Below are 16,030 nucleotides of genomic sequence, written 5' to 3'. Positions count from 1 at the left end.
GTGATGATTGATTAATGATGATTGATACAGAAAACCGCCTATTTGAATAAAAGCAATAACTTAACTCCGGTAGTTTATACGATATGAAGTCTTTGGGAATACAGATAATTAAAGTTAGTGCTTTATTTTTAGTCCTTCTTTTCAGTATCCTGATGCTGAAAGTGATTTCCCAATATACTTCTTTGGATAAAAACACCGGATTTCTGGCTTTCAAACAACAGGTAGTTGATAATCCGTACTGGATGGCTTTTTTCTACATTCATATTTTTTCAATAACACTTTGTCTGCTCGCTGGTCTGACACAGTTTTCGAACCGGTTTTTAGCGGAAAACAGAAACCTTCACAAGCTTATCGGGAAAATATATGTGTACAATATTCTGATCATCAATGTTCCCGCGTGTTTTGTACTGGGACTTTTTTCAAATGGCGGAATTATTGGAATTACAGGATTTCTGGTACAGGACGTACTTTGGGCTTATTTCACTTTTGCTGCCGTATTTTCTATCAAAAAAGGAAATGTGAACAGGCACAGAATGTATATGATTTTGAGCTATGCCATTACTACCACAGCTATTACTTTCAGAATTGTCAAAAATCTGTTTTATAACGAAGCTTATCATGACTACGGGCTTTTTTATGGTCTGAATGTATGGGCTGCCCTTTTTATCAACCTTTTCCTTGCTTATTTAATTCTTAGAAAAAACTCCTGGTTAACGGGAGAAATCAAGGGTAGAAAAGAAAATATACAGACTGAGAAACGACACCAGAAAAAATGAAGCAATAAATATGAAGGTGTTAAAAATAAGTTCATATTTGCTTTGCCTGGTCCATTTACCGAAAAAACGCATGATGAGGTAAGAAATGCCTCCAAAAACAGCGATAATAAAAAGAAGAAAAAAATAATAGATCATGGTTTTGTGTTAATTGATGTAAATCTATTATTTTAAATTTAGAAAAACAACCAAACTGGAGAACTGATCCCAACTAACTTTATTTGAGACAAAATTCATAATTCCAGCAAGGTTAAAATTATAAACGGATCTGTAGGAAAAATCTAATCCTTTTTATTTTCGTAACCGGATTACAGTCTTATTGGAGTAAGCAATTATCATTAACAAAAACACCTCTGTATCAGTTTATAACCGTCTATTTTTCAGAATTTAAAACACCTGAATTCTGAAAATACAAAAACGCAAGTATAAAATCCATATAAAATTTGCAAAATCAATTGAGAAAATCTATTTAATCCTTTATATTTTGAATTTAAAGCTTTAATTTTGCACTGAAATTCAGAAAATTCGGATTCTTTCAACAGGTTATGTACATGAAAAAAATGATGATCGGGCTTGCTTTGGCCTTATCCATTACTATTTGGGGGCAAAAAACTCCTGCAAAAGCAAACAGTCTGACCCCTTACAGCTATCAGACCTTTAACTGTGACAATAAAGGGTATTTTGACCCGGCTAAATATAAAAAGGAAGAAATAGACGGTGTCAATAAACTTTTGTATCAGTTCAATGGGGTTGTATTTGATACCCAGCCTGTTTTTAAAATTGCCCAGCTTGAAGAAATCCGTAAAAACAGAGAAACGTATTTACAGGAACTGGAAAAACAGTATGAAGAAAAGAAAAAAGAATTGTACAGCCTTAAAGTAATTGATCTTCCGAAATGGAAAAAATTAATGGAAGAAACAATTGATTCTTTTGAAAATGAATACCAGCTTAATAAAGAAGAAATCCTTGCCTATTCTGATCCTACCACATTGAGAAACAGTAAATATTACAATACCTGTAGAGAACAGATTGACGCCATCTCCTCTCCCGACAGAGAAAAGATGTTTGCCGCATGGCGAGCGTATACTGAACTTAAAAGCAAAAATAATGCTGACCCAAAAGGTGTAATGGCAAGATTTGAGGCCAAAATGAATGATCCTCAAAAAGAAGATTATGCTTTAATCGATATGATTGGTTTAGGTTTTCATAACTGTGCCAACAGCAGTTTCAGACAAAAGCGTGATAATGAAGAGAGTTCTTACAAAGATTTTGATAAGATTTTCACCAAGCTGAAGAGAACTTGTGATCAGCCGTAGGCTTATTAAATAGTTTGAAAGATTTAATCCTAAAAAAATAGAATAGCAACACTCAGATTGAGTGTTGTTTTTTTATTGGTAAAGTTTCACAGAACGGTTAAGGAATGGTTAAAAGTGGGTTAATGGCTTATGATTTCTTTGAGAAAGGTCTCGTTACCTCTATTTTCGTACTTCTAAAACTATTCCATGAAATACATTGTTGCTTTCCTGACGTTGCTACTTTGCATAGCAGCATCAGCTCAAAAACCTATCTCTGTTCTTCCGTTTTTTCTGGAAAAAAATTCTGTGTATGTATATTGTAAAGTCAATAAAACGGACAGTATTAAGTTCCTTTTTGATACCGGTGCAGATGGCTCTGTCATTAATAGTAATTCTAAGAAAAAGATTCCGCTGAAAATTGACGGAAAGTCTGAGAACAGAGGTTCCAACGGAGTAAATACTGTAGATTACAGCAGCCACAACACAATACAGTTTGGGAATATTGAGAAAAAAGAAATACGATTTACGCTTATTCCTTATGAATCTGTTCATTTTGACGGGGTTTTCGGAACGGATCTGATGAAGGGCAAACTCATTGAAATAGATTATCATAGAAATGAAATCCGGTTTTATGACGAAGATGATCTGCTTATGGATTTAACAGGATATGAAAAGGTAAAACTTCATATGATCGACAACTACCCTGCTGTAGAAAGCATTATCATGGTCAATGACAAAGAATACTCAGGATTCTTTGGGCTCGACAGCGGAGCGGATGATGTACTTACGATTGCTTCTCCTTTTGCAAATAAGAATGTTCTGGTAACAGCCATGAAAACAATAGGTAAAACCACAGCACAAGGCTCCGATGGATCTGTATATGAAATGCCTGTTGTTCTTTGCCCAGCTGTTCAATTCGCTCAGAAGTATCTTTATAATCTCCCGGTTACCCTTTCCGGTTCTACTGAAGGAATTGATTCTACAGAAAAAATGGCGGGATTTTTTGGTAATCAGTTTTTAAAAAGGTTCAATACAGTGATTGATTTCAAGAATGGATTTATTTATTTTAAACTGAATAAAAATTTGTACTCAGAGTTTAATTAGCTGTAAAAGTTAGTTTTACACACTCTACCTTCCTCTACATACTATAAATTCAACACAAAAAAACATTCAAATAAATTAATAATGAATAAGTTATGGTTTATCAGATTTAAATCCGTAATTTTGCACCCCGAAAATAAGGATTAGAGATATGAAAAAAATTGGTGAACACAGAACACTTCTTGGAGTTGATAAAAACGTTACTTTAAGAGAATTAAAGACGATTTACAGAAATGTGATGAAAGATACCCATCCTGACAAATTCATTAATGATGAAGCAGGAAAACAGGAAGCAGAAGAAAAAAGCAAGTCTGTGATTGAAGCCTACCACTTTTTGGTAAGTATTAATCCTGAAACACAGGAAAAATATAAAGAAGAATATACTGAAACCATTACAAAATCTAATATTCAGGATTTCTATCTGGAGAAATCAATTTTAACGGTTCAACACTTAAACGGAAATATGTATGAATATATGGGGGTTCCAAGAAATACCTATATCAAAATGATCAATGCTGATTCACCAAGCCGTTTTGCAAGAAGACATATCTACGGAAACTTCGTTTACAGAAAATCCGGAGAGGCTATGGCAGATTAATTTTTTCTACAACAATATAGAAGAGCTTCCAGTTTTACTGGGAGCTTTTTTGTTGCCAAAACCGGATGTTATGTTTTAGCTAAAGCCAATATTGGCTGTTATAAATTTAAGCGGGCTAAAGCCCACTCCTATTGAATATTTTCTTAATGCACAATAATCATCAATAGAAATGGGCTTTAGCCCATTTACAATAATAAAAATAATCCAACGGCTTTAGGAGCCAAAACCTATATAGCCCAAATCCTGAATATTATTTACCAACAAAAAGCGCCTCAGGAAATCTGAGGCGCTTTCGGTTAATTAAAGGTTTAATTTATTTGTCTAAATGCTTCGGAGTAAATCCGTCTTCATTCAATTCTCTGTGTACGTAATCTGCTTTCATTTCAGCTTCGTAGTCTACTTTCTTATGTTGTCCCATTCTTCTTAAAAGAGAGTCAAATAATGAATATACTACCGGTACAATGATCAGGGTAAGGAATAGTGACGATGTCAGACCACCGATTACTACCCATGCAAGACCTTTGTTCATCTCTGCTCCGGCCCCTGTTGCCAATGCGATCGGTAACATACCGAAGATCATCGCAATGGTGGTCATCAGGATCGGACGAAGACGTGCGTGGTTCGCCTGTACCAAGGCATCGTGAGTATTGGCACCAGCTGCTTTTCTTGCATTCGTAAAGTCAACGATAAGGATCGCATTCTTCGCTACCAGACCAATCAACATAATCATACCCAACATGGTGAAAATGTTCAGCGAGTTGGCTGTTAAGGCAAGGATAACCATTACCCCGATCATCGCCAACGGGATTGAGAACAATACCACGAAAGGATATACAAAACTGTCATATAGTGAAACCATCACCAGGTATACCAATACGATAGCTGCCAATAATGCAATTCCCAATGTACCGAAACCTTCCTGCTGGTTCTCCATATCTCCACTCCAGATGTAATCTACACCTACAGGCTTTTTATCGCTGTTCATGAACTGGTTTGCCCATTCATTCGCTACGTCCCCTACCGGTCTACCAACAGCTTTCGCTCTTACTTTTACAGAAGGAGATTTATCTCTACGTTCAAGCAAACTCGGTCCTGAACCCATTTCCACATTAGCAAACTGACTTAAACGAACCTGCTGCCCCTGAGGGTTTGTAAACATAAGGTTTTTAACGTCATCAATAGATTGTCTGTTCACATCACCGAAACGGATATTAATATCATATTCATATTCTCCCGCTCTGAATTTTCCGTCTGTATTTCCGTTGAATGCGGTCTGCATCGTCTGTCCTACACTTGAAAGATTCAGGCCTAAAGCTGCCATTTTATCTCTGTCGATACTTACCTGAACTTCAGGGCTACCTGTATCGGTTGATAATTCGGCGTCTACTGCTCCAGGAACTTTTTTCAATAGCTCAAGGATTCTTGTTGCTTCTTTCACTGCTGTAGCGTTATCCGGTCCTGTTACTACCATTTCAATAGGAGCATTTTCCGCACCCATGATACCGATTGGAGCCGTTTTAAACTCAACTCCTGTGAATTTCTCTTCCAGCTGTCTTTTTATTTTTGCAGCTTTGATGTTGGTACTTTCAGAACGTTCAGACTTATCAGTTAAGTTCACCTGAACCTCAGATTGGTAAGTAGTTGCCTGAGCACCACCAAAACCAGTAGACTGTTGTCCGACTGTTGTGATAAGATCTACAACATCTTTATCATTTCTTAAGAATTTCTCAACTTCTAACGTTAACTGGTTTGTCTTCTCAACGGTTGCATCTTTTGACAATTCCATTTGTACCAGGAACTGGCCACGGTCGATTGGTGGGAAGAACTCTCCTCCGATAAACCCGAATGCTACCAGCATGAATGAACTGATTAAAACAATGAATGTGATTACCACTGTTGAAATTCTTCTTAACGTCGTTTTCAGACACCATTCAAGGATTCCTGTGATCCAGTGTGTAAACTTGTCTATTAATCCTTCAAACCAAAGAATGAATTTCTCGAACCAGTTTTTCCCTGTTAAATGTTCCAGTTTACCGAATCTTGATGATAACCAAGGAATAATGGTAAATGAAGCCAATAATGATAACAAGGTGGCAATAACTACCGTGACGCAGAACTGGGCAAGGATGTTGGCTACAAGACCTGAACTCATCGCGATCGGTAAGAATACCACCACAATTACCAAGGTAATCGCAGCAACGGTAAATCCGATCTCTGAAGCTCCGTCATACGCTGCTCTGATCTTACTTTTACCCATCTCCATGTGACGGTAAATGTTTTCCAGTACTACAATCGCGTCATCCACCAGGATCCCTACCACAAGTGAAAGTCCAAGTAAACTCATTAAGTTCAAAGTATATCCCATCAGGTTCATTCCGATGAACGCTGCCACCAATGAAGCCGGGATAGAAACCATTACGATGAATGCGTTTCTGATACTGTGAAGGAATAGTAACATTACAATTGCCACGAGGATAATCGCTAAGAATAAGTCGAAAATAACGTGGTTGGCAGATTCAAGAGTAAATTCTGTTGTATCGTTTACGATTTTCACTTTTACTCCCTGAACTTTATAGGCTTCTTCTACTGTTTTAATGGTCTTTTGAACACTTTCAGATACTGCTACCGCATTGGCATCAGATTGTTTCTTAACCTGCATCAAAATCGTAGGAAACTGATTGAATCTCGCTACTTTTTCAACATCTTTCTGAGAGTCGAAAACGGTTGCAATATCAGATAAACGTACCTGAGCTCCATTTTTATTGGAAACAACAAGGTTGTTCATTTCCTCTGTAGATTTATACTTTCCTGAAAGTCTGATCGTAGATTTTGTAGTTCTCGTTTTCAAACTTCCTGTAGGGAAATCTAAGTTTGATGAAAGAATGGCCTGTTGCACGTCTCCGATTGAAAGTCCGTACCCCTGTAATTTTTTCTCATCAAGATTTACCTGAATTTCTCTTTCCTGTCCACCTACAAGGTCCACCTGAGCTACCCCATTTACACGGGAGAAAATAGGTTCAATCTTTTTATCCAATAAGTCATAAAGGTCCTTACTGTTCAGTTTATCCGATGAAATACTCATCGTGATAATCGGTAAATCATCTAAGGAGAATTTATTCAGAGACGGTGCTTTTACATCTTCCGGAAGGTCTGCCAGAATCGCATTTACCTTTCTCTGTGCATCATTCAAAGCGTAATCTACATCGGCTCCATCGTTCAGCTGAACCATGATTACGGATAAGCTTTCGTATGAAGAAGATTCTACTTTTTTAACGTTTTCCAAAGAACCTACGGCATCTTCAATCTTTCGGGTCACGGAGGTTTCCACCTCTGCAGGCGAAGCTCCAGGATAGACCGTAGAAATGGTTACCATGTTGGTTTCAAACTTTGGAATCAATTCGTATCCCATGAGTGTATAACTCAGGATACCTCCCAACGTGAGAATTGTAAACAATACAATTACCAGCGAGGGTCTTTTGATCGATATTTCTGCTAACTTCATAGATCTGCTACTTTATAATGTTCACTTTAGATCCGTTGTCCAGGTTGATCTGTCCGCTGGTAACCACCTGCTCTCCTCCATTCAATCCGCTTAAAATCTGAACTTTATCTCCGTAAACTTTTCCGATGGTTACTTTGATCAATTTAGCAACACCATTCTGGACAACGAATAATTGTCCTGAGCTTACTCCGTTAACAAACGCTTCTGCAGGAACGGTCAGCATATTCTGAGTTTCTGCGCCATTGTTTGTACTGAATTTAGCCGTTGCATACATACCAGCCTTAAGGTTTCCTCTGTTTTGTACTTCGATTTCAACAGGGAAATTCAGAGAAGCATCACTTTTAGGAGCGATGAAAGTAATTCTACCTACGAAAGAATCTTCCGGAAGAACATTTACTTTAATCGGAACTTCCTGACCTAACTGGATTTTTCCGATCTGGCTTTCATCTACCAAAACAGATAGTTTCAGACTGTTGATATTAACGATTTCAAACATCGATGTTCCAGGAGAAACCACCGTTCCGGGCTCAACCATTTTCTTGTTGATGGTACCGCTGATTCCTGCACGGATGCTTGTATCATTTACTTTTACACCTTGTGCTCTTACTGCAGCCTGAGCATTTTTCAGCTGTAGTCTTGAGTTGTCAAGCTGTTGTTTTGTAACTCCGCCTGTTTTATATGCGTTCTCATAGCGTTGGTTATCAATAATAGCATTCTGTAGATTGTTCTGAGCCTGGGTAACATCCACTTCGATAGCATCTTTTTTGATCGTTGCCAAAACCTGTCCTGCTCCTACCCTTGAACCCTCTTTTACCAGAACGCTTACGATACGTCCTGATATTTCAGAAGACTGGTTCATTTCCTGCTTAGGAATAAAAGTTCCGTTGGCTGAGTAGTCTGTATCAATATTTTCTCTTGTAACGGTTACAATATTAACATTGATCTTATCTACCTGCTTGGCAACTTCTTTTACTTCCTGCGTCTGTTTTTCTTTGTTACCGGCAATCTTGTAAGCGGCTAAACCAACCAGTACAGCTGCTACGATGATATATATTAAAGTTTTTTTCATTTTAGTTTATTATAAGTTTTGTAGTGTGTTTAGTTCACCCTTAGCTTTTATCAGCTTGATCTCTGCCTGTTTATAATCCAGCAATGCATTGGAATAGTTCTGTTTTGCCTGCGTAAGAGCATTTTCAGAATCCAGCACTTCTGTAAGTGTTGCCAGCCCATACTGGTAGTTTGACTGGGTATTTTTCTGAACTCTTTCTGCCAATCCTACATTATCTTTCATGCTTTCGAGATTGATCAATGCATTTTCCATATTGGTAACGGCATTTTTATAATCTAAACTTAAGCTCAGCTGAGTGTTTTCAATATCAACATCAAGATCCTGAATATCAATTTCTGCCTGGTTGATTTTCGCTTTGGTAGCTCCACCCGTGAAAATAGGAATATTGACATTCAAACCAATTGCTGAAAAATCGCTCCAGAGAACGCCTTTACTAAGGCCATTGGTCAATGGGAATTTTGCTCCGTTAGCTCCCCATCCGTAGTTCGCCGTAAGATTTACTGATGGATAAAGATAAGCTTCAGTCGCTTTTTTATTGAAAACCAAAAGTTCCCTGTTTTTATTTAAAACTTTAAGCTCTGTACGATCATTAAGATTTACGTTGCTCGCAATCAGCTCAGGTTTTGGTTCGATTTGTTTTTCTTCAAGCTCGATGTCTGTAGAAATCGGGATTCCCATATAAAACTTCAGGGCATTTTTTGAAAGCTCCACAGAGTTGATTAAAGCCTGCTTGTTGGAACCGATATTGGTAAGCTGAACATTGGTTCTGTCCAAATCGATTGCTTTTGCCAAACCGTTATCAACCAAACTTTTAATAACATTTCTTACTTTTTCAGTATTGGCATAGCTGGCTGTTACCGTTTTAAGGTTTTCCTCCTGTACGAACACCTGATAATAAGCTGTTGCAACATTTTCAATAATCTGTTCATTGGTTAACTGAGCATTCAGTACATAAAACTCTCTAGTTGACTTTGCAGCTTTCAATCCTGTAAAGACTCTCTGATCAAAAATCGCCTGCTGAAGTTGTACAGAAGCTGTTGAACCCCAAGGCTGCCCAAACTGAGCTCTGATTTTCTCTCCTCCAAATTCCAGCAAAGATTCCTGAATAATCGGATTATAGGTTAAACCTGCCGTAGCACTGACCTGAGGAAGGGCACCGGCTCTGGCTTCATCAATCTTGTATTCGGCTTTTTTCACCTGTAAAGCAGCTTTTTTAGCTTCTGCTTTATTTTGAAGTGCCTGTTTAATTGCTTCCTGCAGGGAAACCTGCTGCTGGGCAGACATCAGGGTAGAGCCGAAAATCATAAATGCTGAAGCTATCCCAATTTTTAGCTTTGTAGCAGTTATACGTTTTCTATTCATAATTTTATACTTCGTTTATTTTTTATTTAATTTTCATTCATTATTTATTTCTATTTGACGAATCATTTTCAGAAATACTTTAGTTTTTTTAGTTTTTGAACAACATATTGATAATAATTTCTTTTCGTTCAGAAATAATCTTATCATATTCTTCATCATTAATTAATAGATTCTCCATGAATAATGGTCTTATAGCACTAGGAAATACCAGTAGCGAAACCATATTCAGAATAAACTGAACTGGTGCCATTTTCTCAATATTTCCCAATTCCATTTCTTTTTCAATATCCTTGTACATATCGTTCAGGATATCTTCCTCAATTTCTCTGTGATGGCAGGTTCCTTTATTGATCTGTGACACGATATACGTTTCCAGATATGGATACTGAAGGCTTGTGGAAAGACTGCTTTCTATAAATTTGCTGATCTTCTCTTTAAAAGGAAGAGCTGAATTCTGAATGATCTTCGATTTTTCCTGTTCTACTCTTTGGGCTTCATCAAAGATGATCTGGATAAGCTTATCTCTTGAACGGAAATAATAATTAATAAGGGTTCTGTTCACTCCTGCTTCATCTGCAATCTCCTGCGTAGTAGCATCAAACTTTCCTTTCACAAAGAATAAATTCTTCGCTGTCTCCTTGATTAATTCCTGTGTTTGGTCTTTTTTTGCTTGATTTGACATTTTTGTTAAACAAATTTGTGCAAATTTATAGTAAAAATTATTTTTGACAAAATTGTTAAACAAAAATATTAAACAAAAATGTCATGACATCCATCATGTTTGTGAATGAAAGTTTACGATTACTTATTATTCAATAAGAAAGCTATTTTTATATCTTTGCCGCAAAAATTAATAACTGATGAAGAAAATTCTTTCACTGTTCTCACTATTGAGCGCGGTACTTCTATTTTCACAGATAAAAGTTTCTGAAAACAACTCCTATTATTTTTATGAAAACAAAGGTCAGATTACGGATCAGAACGGGAAGGTAAATCAAGATGTACGATACCTTTTCCATTCAAACGGTCTTAATGTACAGCTTCGAACCGGAGGATTTTCTTACGATATTTACGAAATAAAGAAAACCAGTAATCCTGATTTTTCAAAAAAGGAAAAAAATGCGCTTTCAGTACCAGATCAGTATCATATCCGTGAATATATTTATGAAAAGCTGATTCACAGGGTAGATATTGATCTCGTGAATTCCAATACCCAATCAACAATTACTGCAGAAGGCCGATCTCCGGATTATGATAACTATTATAACCTTCCAGATAATCCAAAAGGCATTAGTAATGTTCACCGATATCAAAAAATCCGCTATAAGAATATATACCCTCATATAGATTTGGTATTCTTTAAACCTAACGATACTTTAAAACCCATCGAATATAATTTCATCATCAATCCTGGTGGAAAAATTTCAGACATACAAATGAAATTTAATGGAGCTCCTACTTTAATAAACAATGGTAGGCTCACCATGAATGTGCGGTTTGGGGAAATCTATGAAGATATTCCTAACAGCTGGATTGCCGGAAATACCAAAAAAAATATTGAAGTTTCTTTTAAGGATCTTGGAGACCATACTTTTGGATTTGCCGCTCCTGTAAATACTTCTGACAAGACCATTGTAATAGATCCGGTACCCACAAGAATATGGGGAAGCTATGCAGGAGGATACGGAGAAGATTACGGCAGGATAAAAACAGATCTTCAGAGTAAGGGCTATGTTTTCGGAACCACTACCAGTACCACAAACTTCGCTACTTCCGGAACCTATCAGCAAAATGTTGCCGGCGCTCTTGACGCATTCCTGATGAAACTGACCAAAACCGGGCAGAGGCTTTGGGGAACCTACTATGGTTTCGGAATGAATGACGGATTTGCAGATGTAGATTTTGATGAAAGTTTTAATATTTATGCAGGCGGAACCGTTCAAAGAGCACAATATAATGAAAATATTGTTTTGGTAAAGTTTAATAATAACGGAAGTTTTGCTTTTGAAAAAGAGTTTTCTTCAAGCAGGCAGAATAAACTCTATACTGTTTCCTACAGTCAAAATCATGTATACATTGGTGGTGATTCTTTCAGTGCTGACTTTCCGACTGTTAACGCCATGCAGCCTGCAAAATCAACACCGATCGGGTATACAGACGGTATTCTGGCATCTCTGAATTCAACAACAGGGAATGTCGATTGGGCTACTTACTTTGGAAGAAGTGACGGTTCTACTTCCATTTTCCAAATTCTCTCCTCAAGCGATAACCTTGAAATAATTGGAGCAACACAATCTTCTGCAATCCCTATGAACAATGCTTTTCAACCGTTAAAAGGCGGGGAATCAGACGGACTATACCTTAAGATTTCAAAATCAGGAACTTCAATTCTGAGATCAAGCTATTATGGAAACAGTGGTTCGGAACAGATATGGAAAGCCAGAATTGTAAATAATACTTTAATTCTTCCGGGAAGATATTCAACTACCGATTTTCCAATGGGGCAGCCTGGAATATGGAGGGTAAATTTAACTACGAATGCGATTAGCAAAAGCTATTTTAACTTTACAGGCTCATTCCAGCTGTTGGCTTATCCTGATAATAACGGAAACGTTTTTTTTACAGGACTGCATTCCAGCGGGCAGCCTGACATCTCTACTCCGGGTGCCTACATGGGAATGCCCGCAATGTATATTTCTACATTTTTAATTAAATACAATCAGAATGATGTAAAAGAATGGGGAACCTATTATACAGGAAACGGTGCAACGCAACAGGGAGAGGCGACAAAAGATGATGAAGGTGCCATTTATCTGACAGGCATGTCAAGTGGGAATTCAGCTGGTATTGCAACACCGGGAACCTTTCAACAGTCGCCAGGTGGTGGAAATGATATTTTCATTGCTAAATTTCAGGATTGTACCTCTGCAGCGGTTGTTACTTCTAATTCTCCGGTATGTCCTAATGGGATAATTCAACTCAGCGCTACCGGAGGAACAGTATATAGCTGGACCGGGCCAAATGGTTTCACATCCAACGAGCAAAACCCTACTATTCCAAATGCGACAGTTACTCAGGCAGGATCTTATGTATGCCAGGTTTCAGGATCTGGCGCTTGTGACGGGACTTTTACAGTAAACGTGATTGTAGGTGACAATGCGGCTCCGGTTCCTGATGTTACTCTGCTGGCAGACATTACAGGAGACTGTCATACAATGGTTGCTACTATTCCTACCGCTACCGATAACTGCGCGGGAGCAATTAGCGCAACAACAACAGATCCTTTATCTTATTCAAGCCCCGGAAACTATATTATCCACTGGACTTATAACGACGGAAATGGAAATACCGCTACTCAGAACCAGAATGTAATTGTGACATCCACAGCTCTTCCGACAACAGCTAATACCCAGCAAACTTTCTGCGCAACCAATAATCCTAAAATCTCTGACATCCAGATCACAGGTCAGAATATAAAATGGTATGATGCGGCAGGAAATATTGTACCTGCAACAACTGTTCTTATCAATGGACAGACCTATTATGCTTCTCAGACTATTAATGGCTGTGAAAGTAATAAAACAGCCATTCAGGTAACCGTAAATACAACTCCTAAACCAACAGCCAATGTAAATCAGGATTTTTGTGCTTCTGCCAACCCTACTTTAGAAAAACTGGTTGTAACGGGAACTGCTCTTAAATTTTATAATGCAGCAGGAAATGTAATTCCAATGTCAACTCCTCTGGTAAGCGGACAAATCTATTTTGTAACGCAAACTTTAAACAACTGTGAATCTGAAAAACTGGCAATAACAGTAACTCTGTCTACGGATAATGTTCCTGCAAAAGATGTAACACAGGTTTTATGTAATTCAACTACCGCAAATTCAATGACTGTCGATCTTCATTCTTATGAAGCCAGTATTATTAATAATCCGGCCGGTTATATTTTTACCTACACTGATACTGCAGGCAACCCTATTGCCAATCCTTCAGCTTACGTATTGAATACCGGAACAATACTTATTCACGTAAGAGTAGCAACGCCTGACGGATGTTTCAAAGGAGTCCGGTTAAGTCTTACCCTAAATCCAAAACCTTTTGTTCTACTTCCTGATAAGCTTGATTTTTGTGAAGGAAAGTCTGTTGTTCTGGATGCAGGGCCAGGATTTAATTCTTATGAATGGAATACCGGAGCAACCACACAAACAATTACTGTAACGACTCCGGGAACGTATACTGTAAAAGTGGCCAATATTTTCGGATGTGAAAATACAAGTTCAACTCAGGTAAGCTATTCTGTTTTAGCACATATTGTTTCTGTCAATATCACGAACAATACAGCGACCGTTATTCTTTCTCAGAGCGGAAACTTTGAATTTTCTTTAAATAATTTCACATGGCAGGATTCCAACATTTTCACCAATTTAAGTATGGGAGAATACACCGTTTATGTGAGAACAAAATCCGGATGTATTATCGGACAGAAAAACTTCTCGATATTCAATATTCCCAATGCCATCAGTCCTAACGGAGATGGAATCAATGATGCGTGGAGAATAGCAGGATTGGAAAACTATCCGGGAACAGAAGTAAGTTTATATGACAGAAGAGGTGCTGTAATCTACAAAGAGATTATCAGAAATAAACCTTTCCAGTGGGACGGGAGATATGAGTCCCATCCTATTTCTACAGGAAATTACTGGTATACCATAAAAGTTTCTGACGGAAGAATCTACAACGGATGGCTTTTGATCAAAAACAGGGAGTAACAAAAAACGGGCAGAAATTTCTGCCCGTTTTTTATTTTTATAATAATTTGATTTTATCGTCTGAGATATCGATGATCTTATCTTTATAAAGTCCTCCGATTGCTTTCTTAAAGTTTTTCTTACTCATCTGAAGCTCATCTTTAATCTCTTCAGGAGAAGATTTATCGGACACATACAAAAGTCCGTAATTTTCTTCCAGTTTATTCAGAATCTTCTGTTTGAACTCATCAATATTTTCAAAACCTTCCGGCTGCAAAGAAACATCTATTTTACCGTCCTCACGGATAGCTTTGATGTATCCTGTTTCTTCTGACAATGGATACAGTTTTTTGAAAACATCGGAAGCATAAATCAAACCAATGTATTTTTTGTTGATGATCACGTTCCAACCCAGTTCACTTTCGTTCATCATAATCAGATCTACTTTGTCACCTTTTTTGAACGGAAGATCATCATACTGAGGATTTCTTTTGAACTTCGTGGTACCGGTAATCAGTTCCATATCTTCGTCTACATAGATATAGACCAGATATCTTTTTCCTTCGATGATTTTGGTTTTCTGCTGCTTGTAAGGAATAAATAAATCTTTAATGATTCCCCAATCCATAAAAGCTCCGCTAGGAAGGCTTTGTACACAGCTCATTACTGCAAATTCACCTACTTCAGCCAAAGGAATTTCAGTGGTTGCTTTTAATTTATCGTCATCCTGATATACAAAAACTTCAACTTCTTCACCTGTTTCTTTTTCTTCCTGAATAAAGATTTTAGGCAGAAAAGCCTTCTCACCGGATTCATCTACGAGGATCCATCCTGAATTAATTTTTTCTGAAATTGTTAAAGTTTGAGTTTTTCCGAGTTGCATTGATGATAAAATTAGCTGACAAAGGTACGGAAATTTGAAGATGCTATCCTAGTCAATGCTATTATAATTCTTTAAAGGTCCATCTTCATCTTTTGTAAAGCCTCTGAAACCTTTATATTTGAACAAAAATAATCATGAGAAAATTGATAATCCTACCTCTTATTTTTTTAACGTTTTTTTCAAATGCTCAGCTGCTGAAAAAAACAGCACTGGGTATTTCTTACCGTTATACCGGAAGAAATGTTCTTCAGGCAGGATTAGAATACAGATTGGGTGAAACCTATGATGGTTCCATTATCGTTGGCCCTTCCCTGCTTTATACCAGAGCTGACCAAACTGATAAATTCATCCCGGAGATCCATATTAATTTTTTACGTTTCGGGCAAATGTTTGGAGTATCAGCTAATCCATATTCATTGGAACCGAGAATAGGTTTTTCGTTATTTAATGCAATATTTCTCAATACAGGATATGCTTTTCCCATTCATAAAGAAAAATATTTTAAAGGGATAACTTTTGGGATCCAGTTCAACATTGCACCAAAACATTCTAAGTTTTATGACCATCTGAAAATGATATAAACAGTTATTGGTTTATAGATGAATTTTTTTTCAAAACCAAGTTCCGTTCTTTATAGCAAAAACGTATAAAAAGGGCTGTCTCCAAAAGAAACAGCCTTTAATTTTAAATATTTAA

General features: G+C 37.3%; 11 protein-coding genes. 6 read left to right on the top strand and 5 right to left on the bottom strand.

Annotated elements, in window-relative coordinates; genetic code table 11:
• The first annotated feature begins 83 nt into the window (after positions 1-83).
• The 4 genes from ACLI50_RS02240 to ACLI50_RS02225 all read left to right on the top strand — a co-directional run bounded on the left by ACLI50_RS02240 (position 84) and on the right by ACLI50_RS02225 (position 3,767).
• Positions 84-776, top strand: coding sequence for a DUF2306 domain-containing protein (locus ACLI50_RS02240; RefSeq protein ID WP_411413060.1), 693 nt, complete (start codon positions 84-86; stop codon positions 774-776).
• A 548-nt stretch (positions 777-1,324) separates the two neighbouring features.
• Positions 1,325-2,089: a hypothetical protein gene (locus tag ACLI50_RS02235; protein ID WP_411413059.1), complete on the top strand. Its 765-nt coding sequence runs from the start codon at positions 1,325-1,327 to the stop codon at positions 2,087-2,089.
• Positions 2,090-2,275: 186 nt separating this feature from the next.
• Positions 2,276-3,172 carry a retropepsin-like aspartic protease gene (locus ACLI50_RS02230; protein ID WP_411413058.1) on the top strand — a complete coding sequence of 299 codons (897 nt, stop codon included), beginning with the start codon at positions 2,276-2,278 and terminating at the stop codon, positions 3,170-3,172.
• Between the two features lie 148 nt (positions 3,173-3,320).
• The gene (locus ACLI50_RS02225) at positions 3,321-3,767 is read left to right on the top strand and encodes a KTSC domain-containing protein (RefSeq protein WP_047429652.1); all 447 of its coding nucleotides are present in this window, start codon (positions 3,321-3,323) and stop codon (positions 3,765-3,767) included.
• 313 nt (positions 3,768-4,080) lie between these two features.
• Here ACLI50_RS02225 and ACLI50_RS02220 read toward each other — a convergent pair whose 3' ends face one another.
• The 4 genes from ACLI50_RS02220 to ACLI50_RS02205 form a co-directional block, all read right to left on the bottom strand.
• Positions 4,081-7,269 carry an efflux RND transporter permease subunit gene (locus ACLI50_RS02220; protein ID WP_110010947.1) on the bottom strand — a complete coding sequence of 1,063 codons (3,189 nt, stop codon included), beginning with the start codon at positions 7,267-7,269 and terminating at the stop codon, positions 4,081-4,083.
• 7 nt (positions 7,270-7,276) lie between these two features.
• Positions 7,277-8,338 carry an efflux RND transporter periplasmic adaptor subunit gene (locus ACLI50_RS02215; RefSeq protein WP_062675100.1) on the bottom strand — a complete coding sequence of 354 codons (1,062 nt, stop codon included), beginning with the start codon at positions 8,336-8,338 and terminating at the stop codon, positions 7,277-7,279.
• 9 nt (positions 8,339-8,347) lie between these two features.
• Positions 8,348-9,700, bottom strand: coding sequence for a TolC family protein (locus ACLI50_RS02210; RefSeq protein WP_062675101.1), 1,353 nt, complete (start codon positions 9,698-9,700; stop codon positions 8,348-8,350).
• An 88-nt stretch (positions 9,701-9,788) separates the two neighbouring features.
• Positions 9,789-10,382 carry a TetR/AcrR family transcriptional regulator gene (locus tag ACLI50_RS02205; RefSeq protein ID WP_062675102.1) on the bottom strand — a complete coding sequence of 198 codons (594 nt, stop codon included), beginning with the start codon at positions 10,380-10,382 and terminating at the stop codon, positions 9,789-9,791.
• Between the two features lie 178 nt (positions 10,383-10,560).
• On the opposite strand from ACLI50_RS02205, the gene ACLI50_RS02200 reads away from it, so the two are divergent.
• Positions 10,561-14,472 (top strand): DUF7948 domain-containing protein, encoded by a 3,912-nt coding sequence (locus ACLI50_RS02200; protein ID WP_411413057.1) that lies wholly within the window; start codon positions 10,561-10,563, stop codon positions 14,470-14,472.
• A 37-nt stretch (positions 14,473-14,509) separates the two neighbouring features.
• Here the strand turns inward: ACLI50_RS02200 and ACLI50_RS02195 are convergent, their stop codons facing one another.
• Positions 14,510-15,334 carry a CvfB family protein gene (locus tag ACLI50_RS02195; RefSeq protein WP_202838803.1) on the bottom strand — a complete coding sequence of 275 codons (825 nt, stop codon included), beginning with the start codon at positions 15,332-15,334 and terminating at the stop codon, positions 14,510-14,512.
• Positions 15,335-15,468: 134 nt separating this feature from the next.
• On the opposite strand from ACLI50_RS02195, the gene ACLI50_RS02190 reads away from it, so the two are divergent.
• Positions 15,469-15,915, top strand: a complete 447-nt coding sequence (locus tag ACLI50_RS02190) for a hypothetical protein (protein ID WP_343640580.1) — start codon at positions 15,469-15,471, stop codon at positions 15,913-15,915.
• The last annotated feature ends 115 nt before the right edge of the window (positions 15,916-16,030 follow it).

Source organism: Chryseobacterium cupriresistens (assembly GCF_046614675.1).
Lineage (GTDB): Bacteria > Bacteroidota > Bacteroidia > Flavobacteriales > Weeksellaceae > Chryseobacterium > Chryseobacterium cupriresistens.
This window is presented reverse-complemented; position numbering and strand designations above follow the sequence as displayed.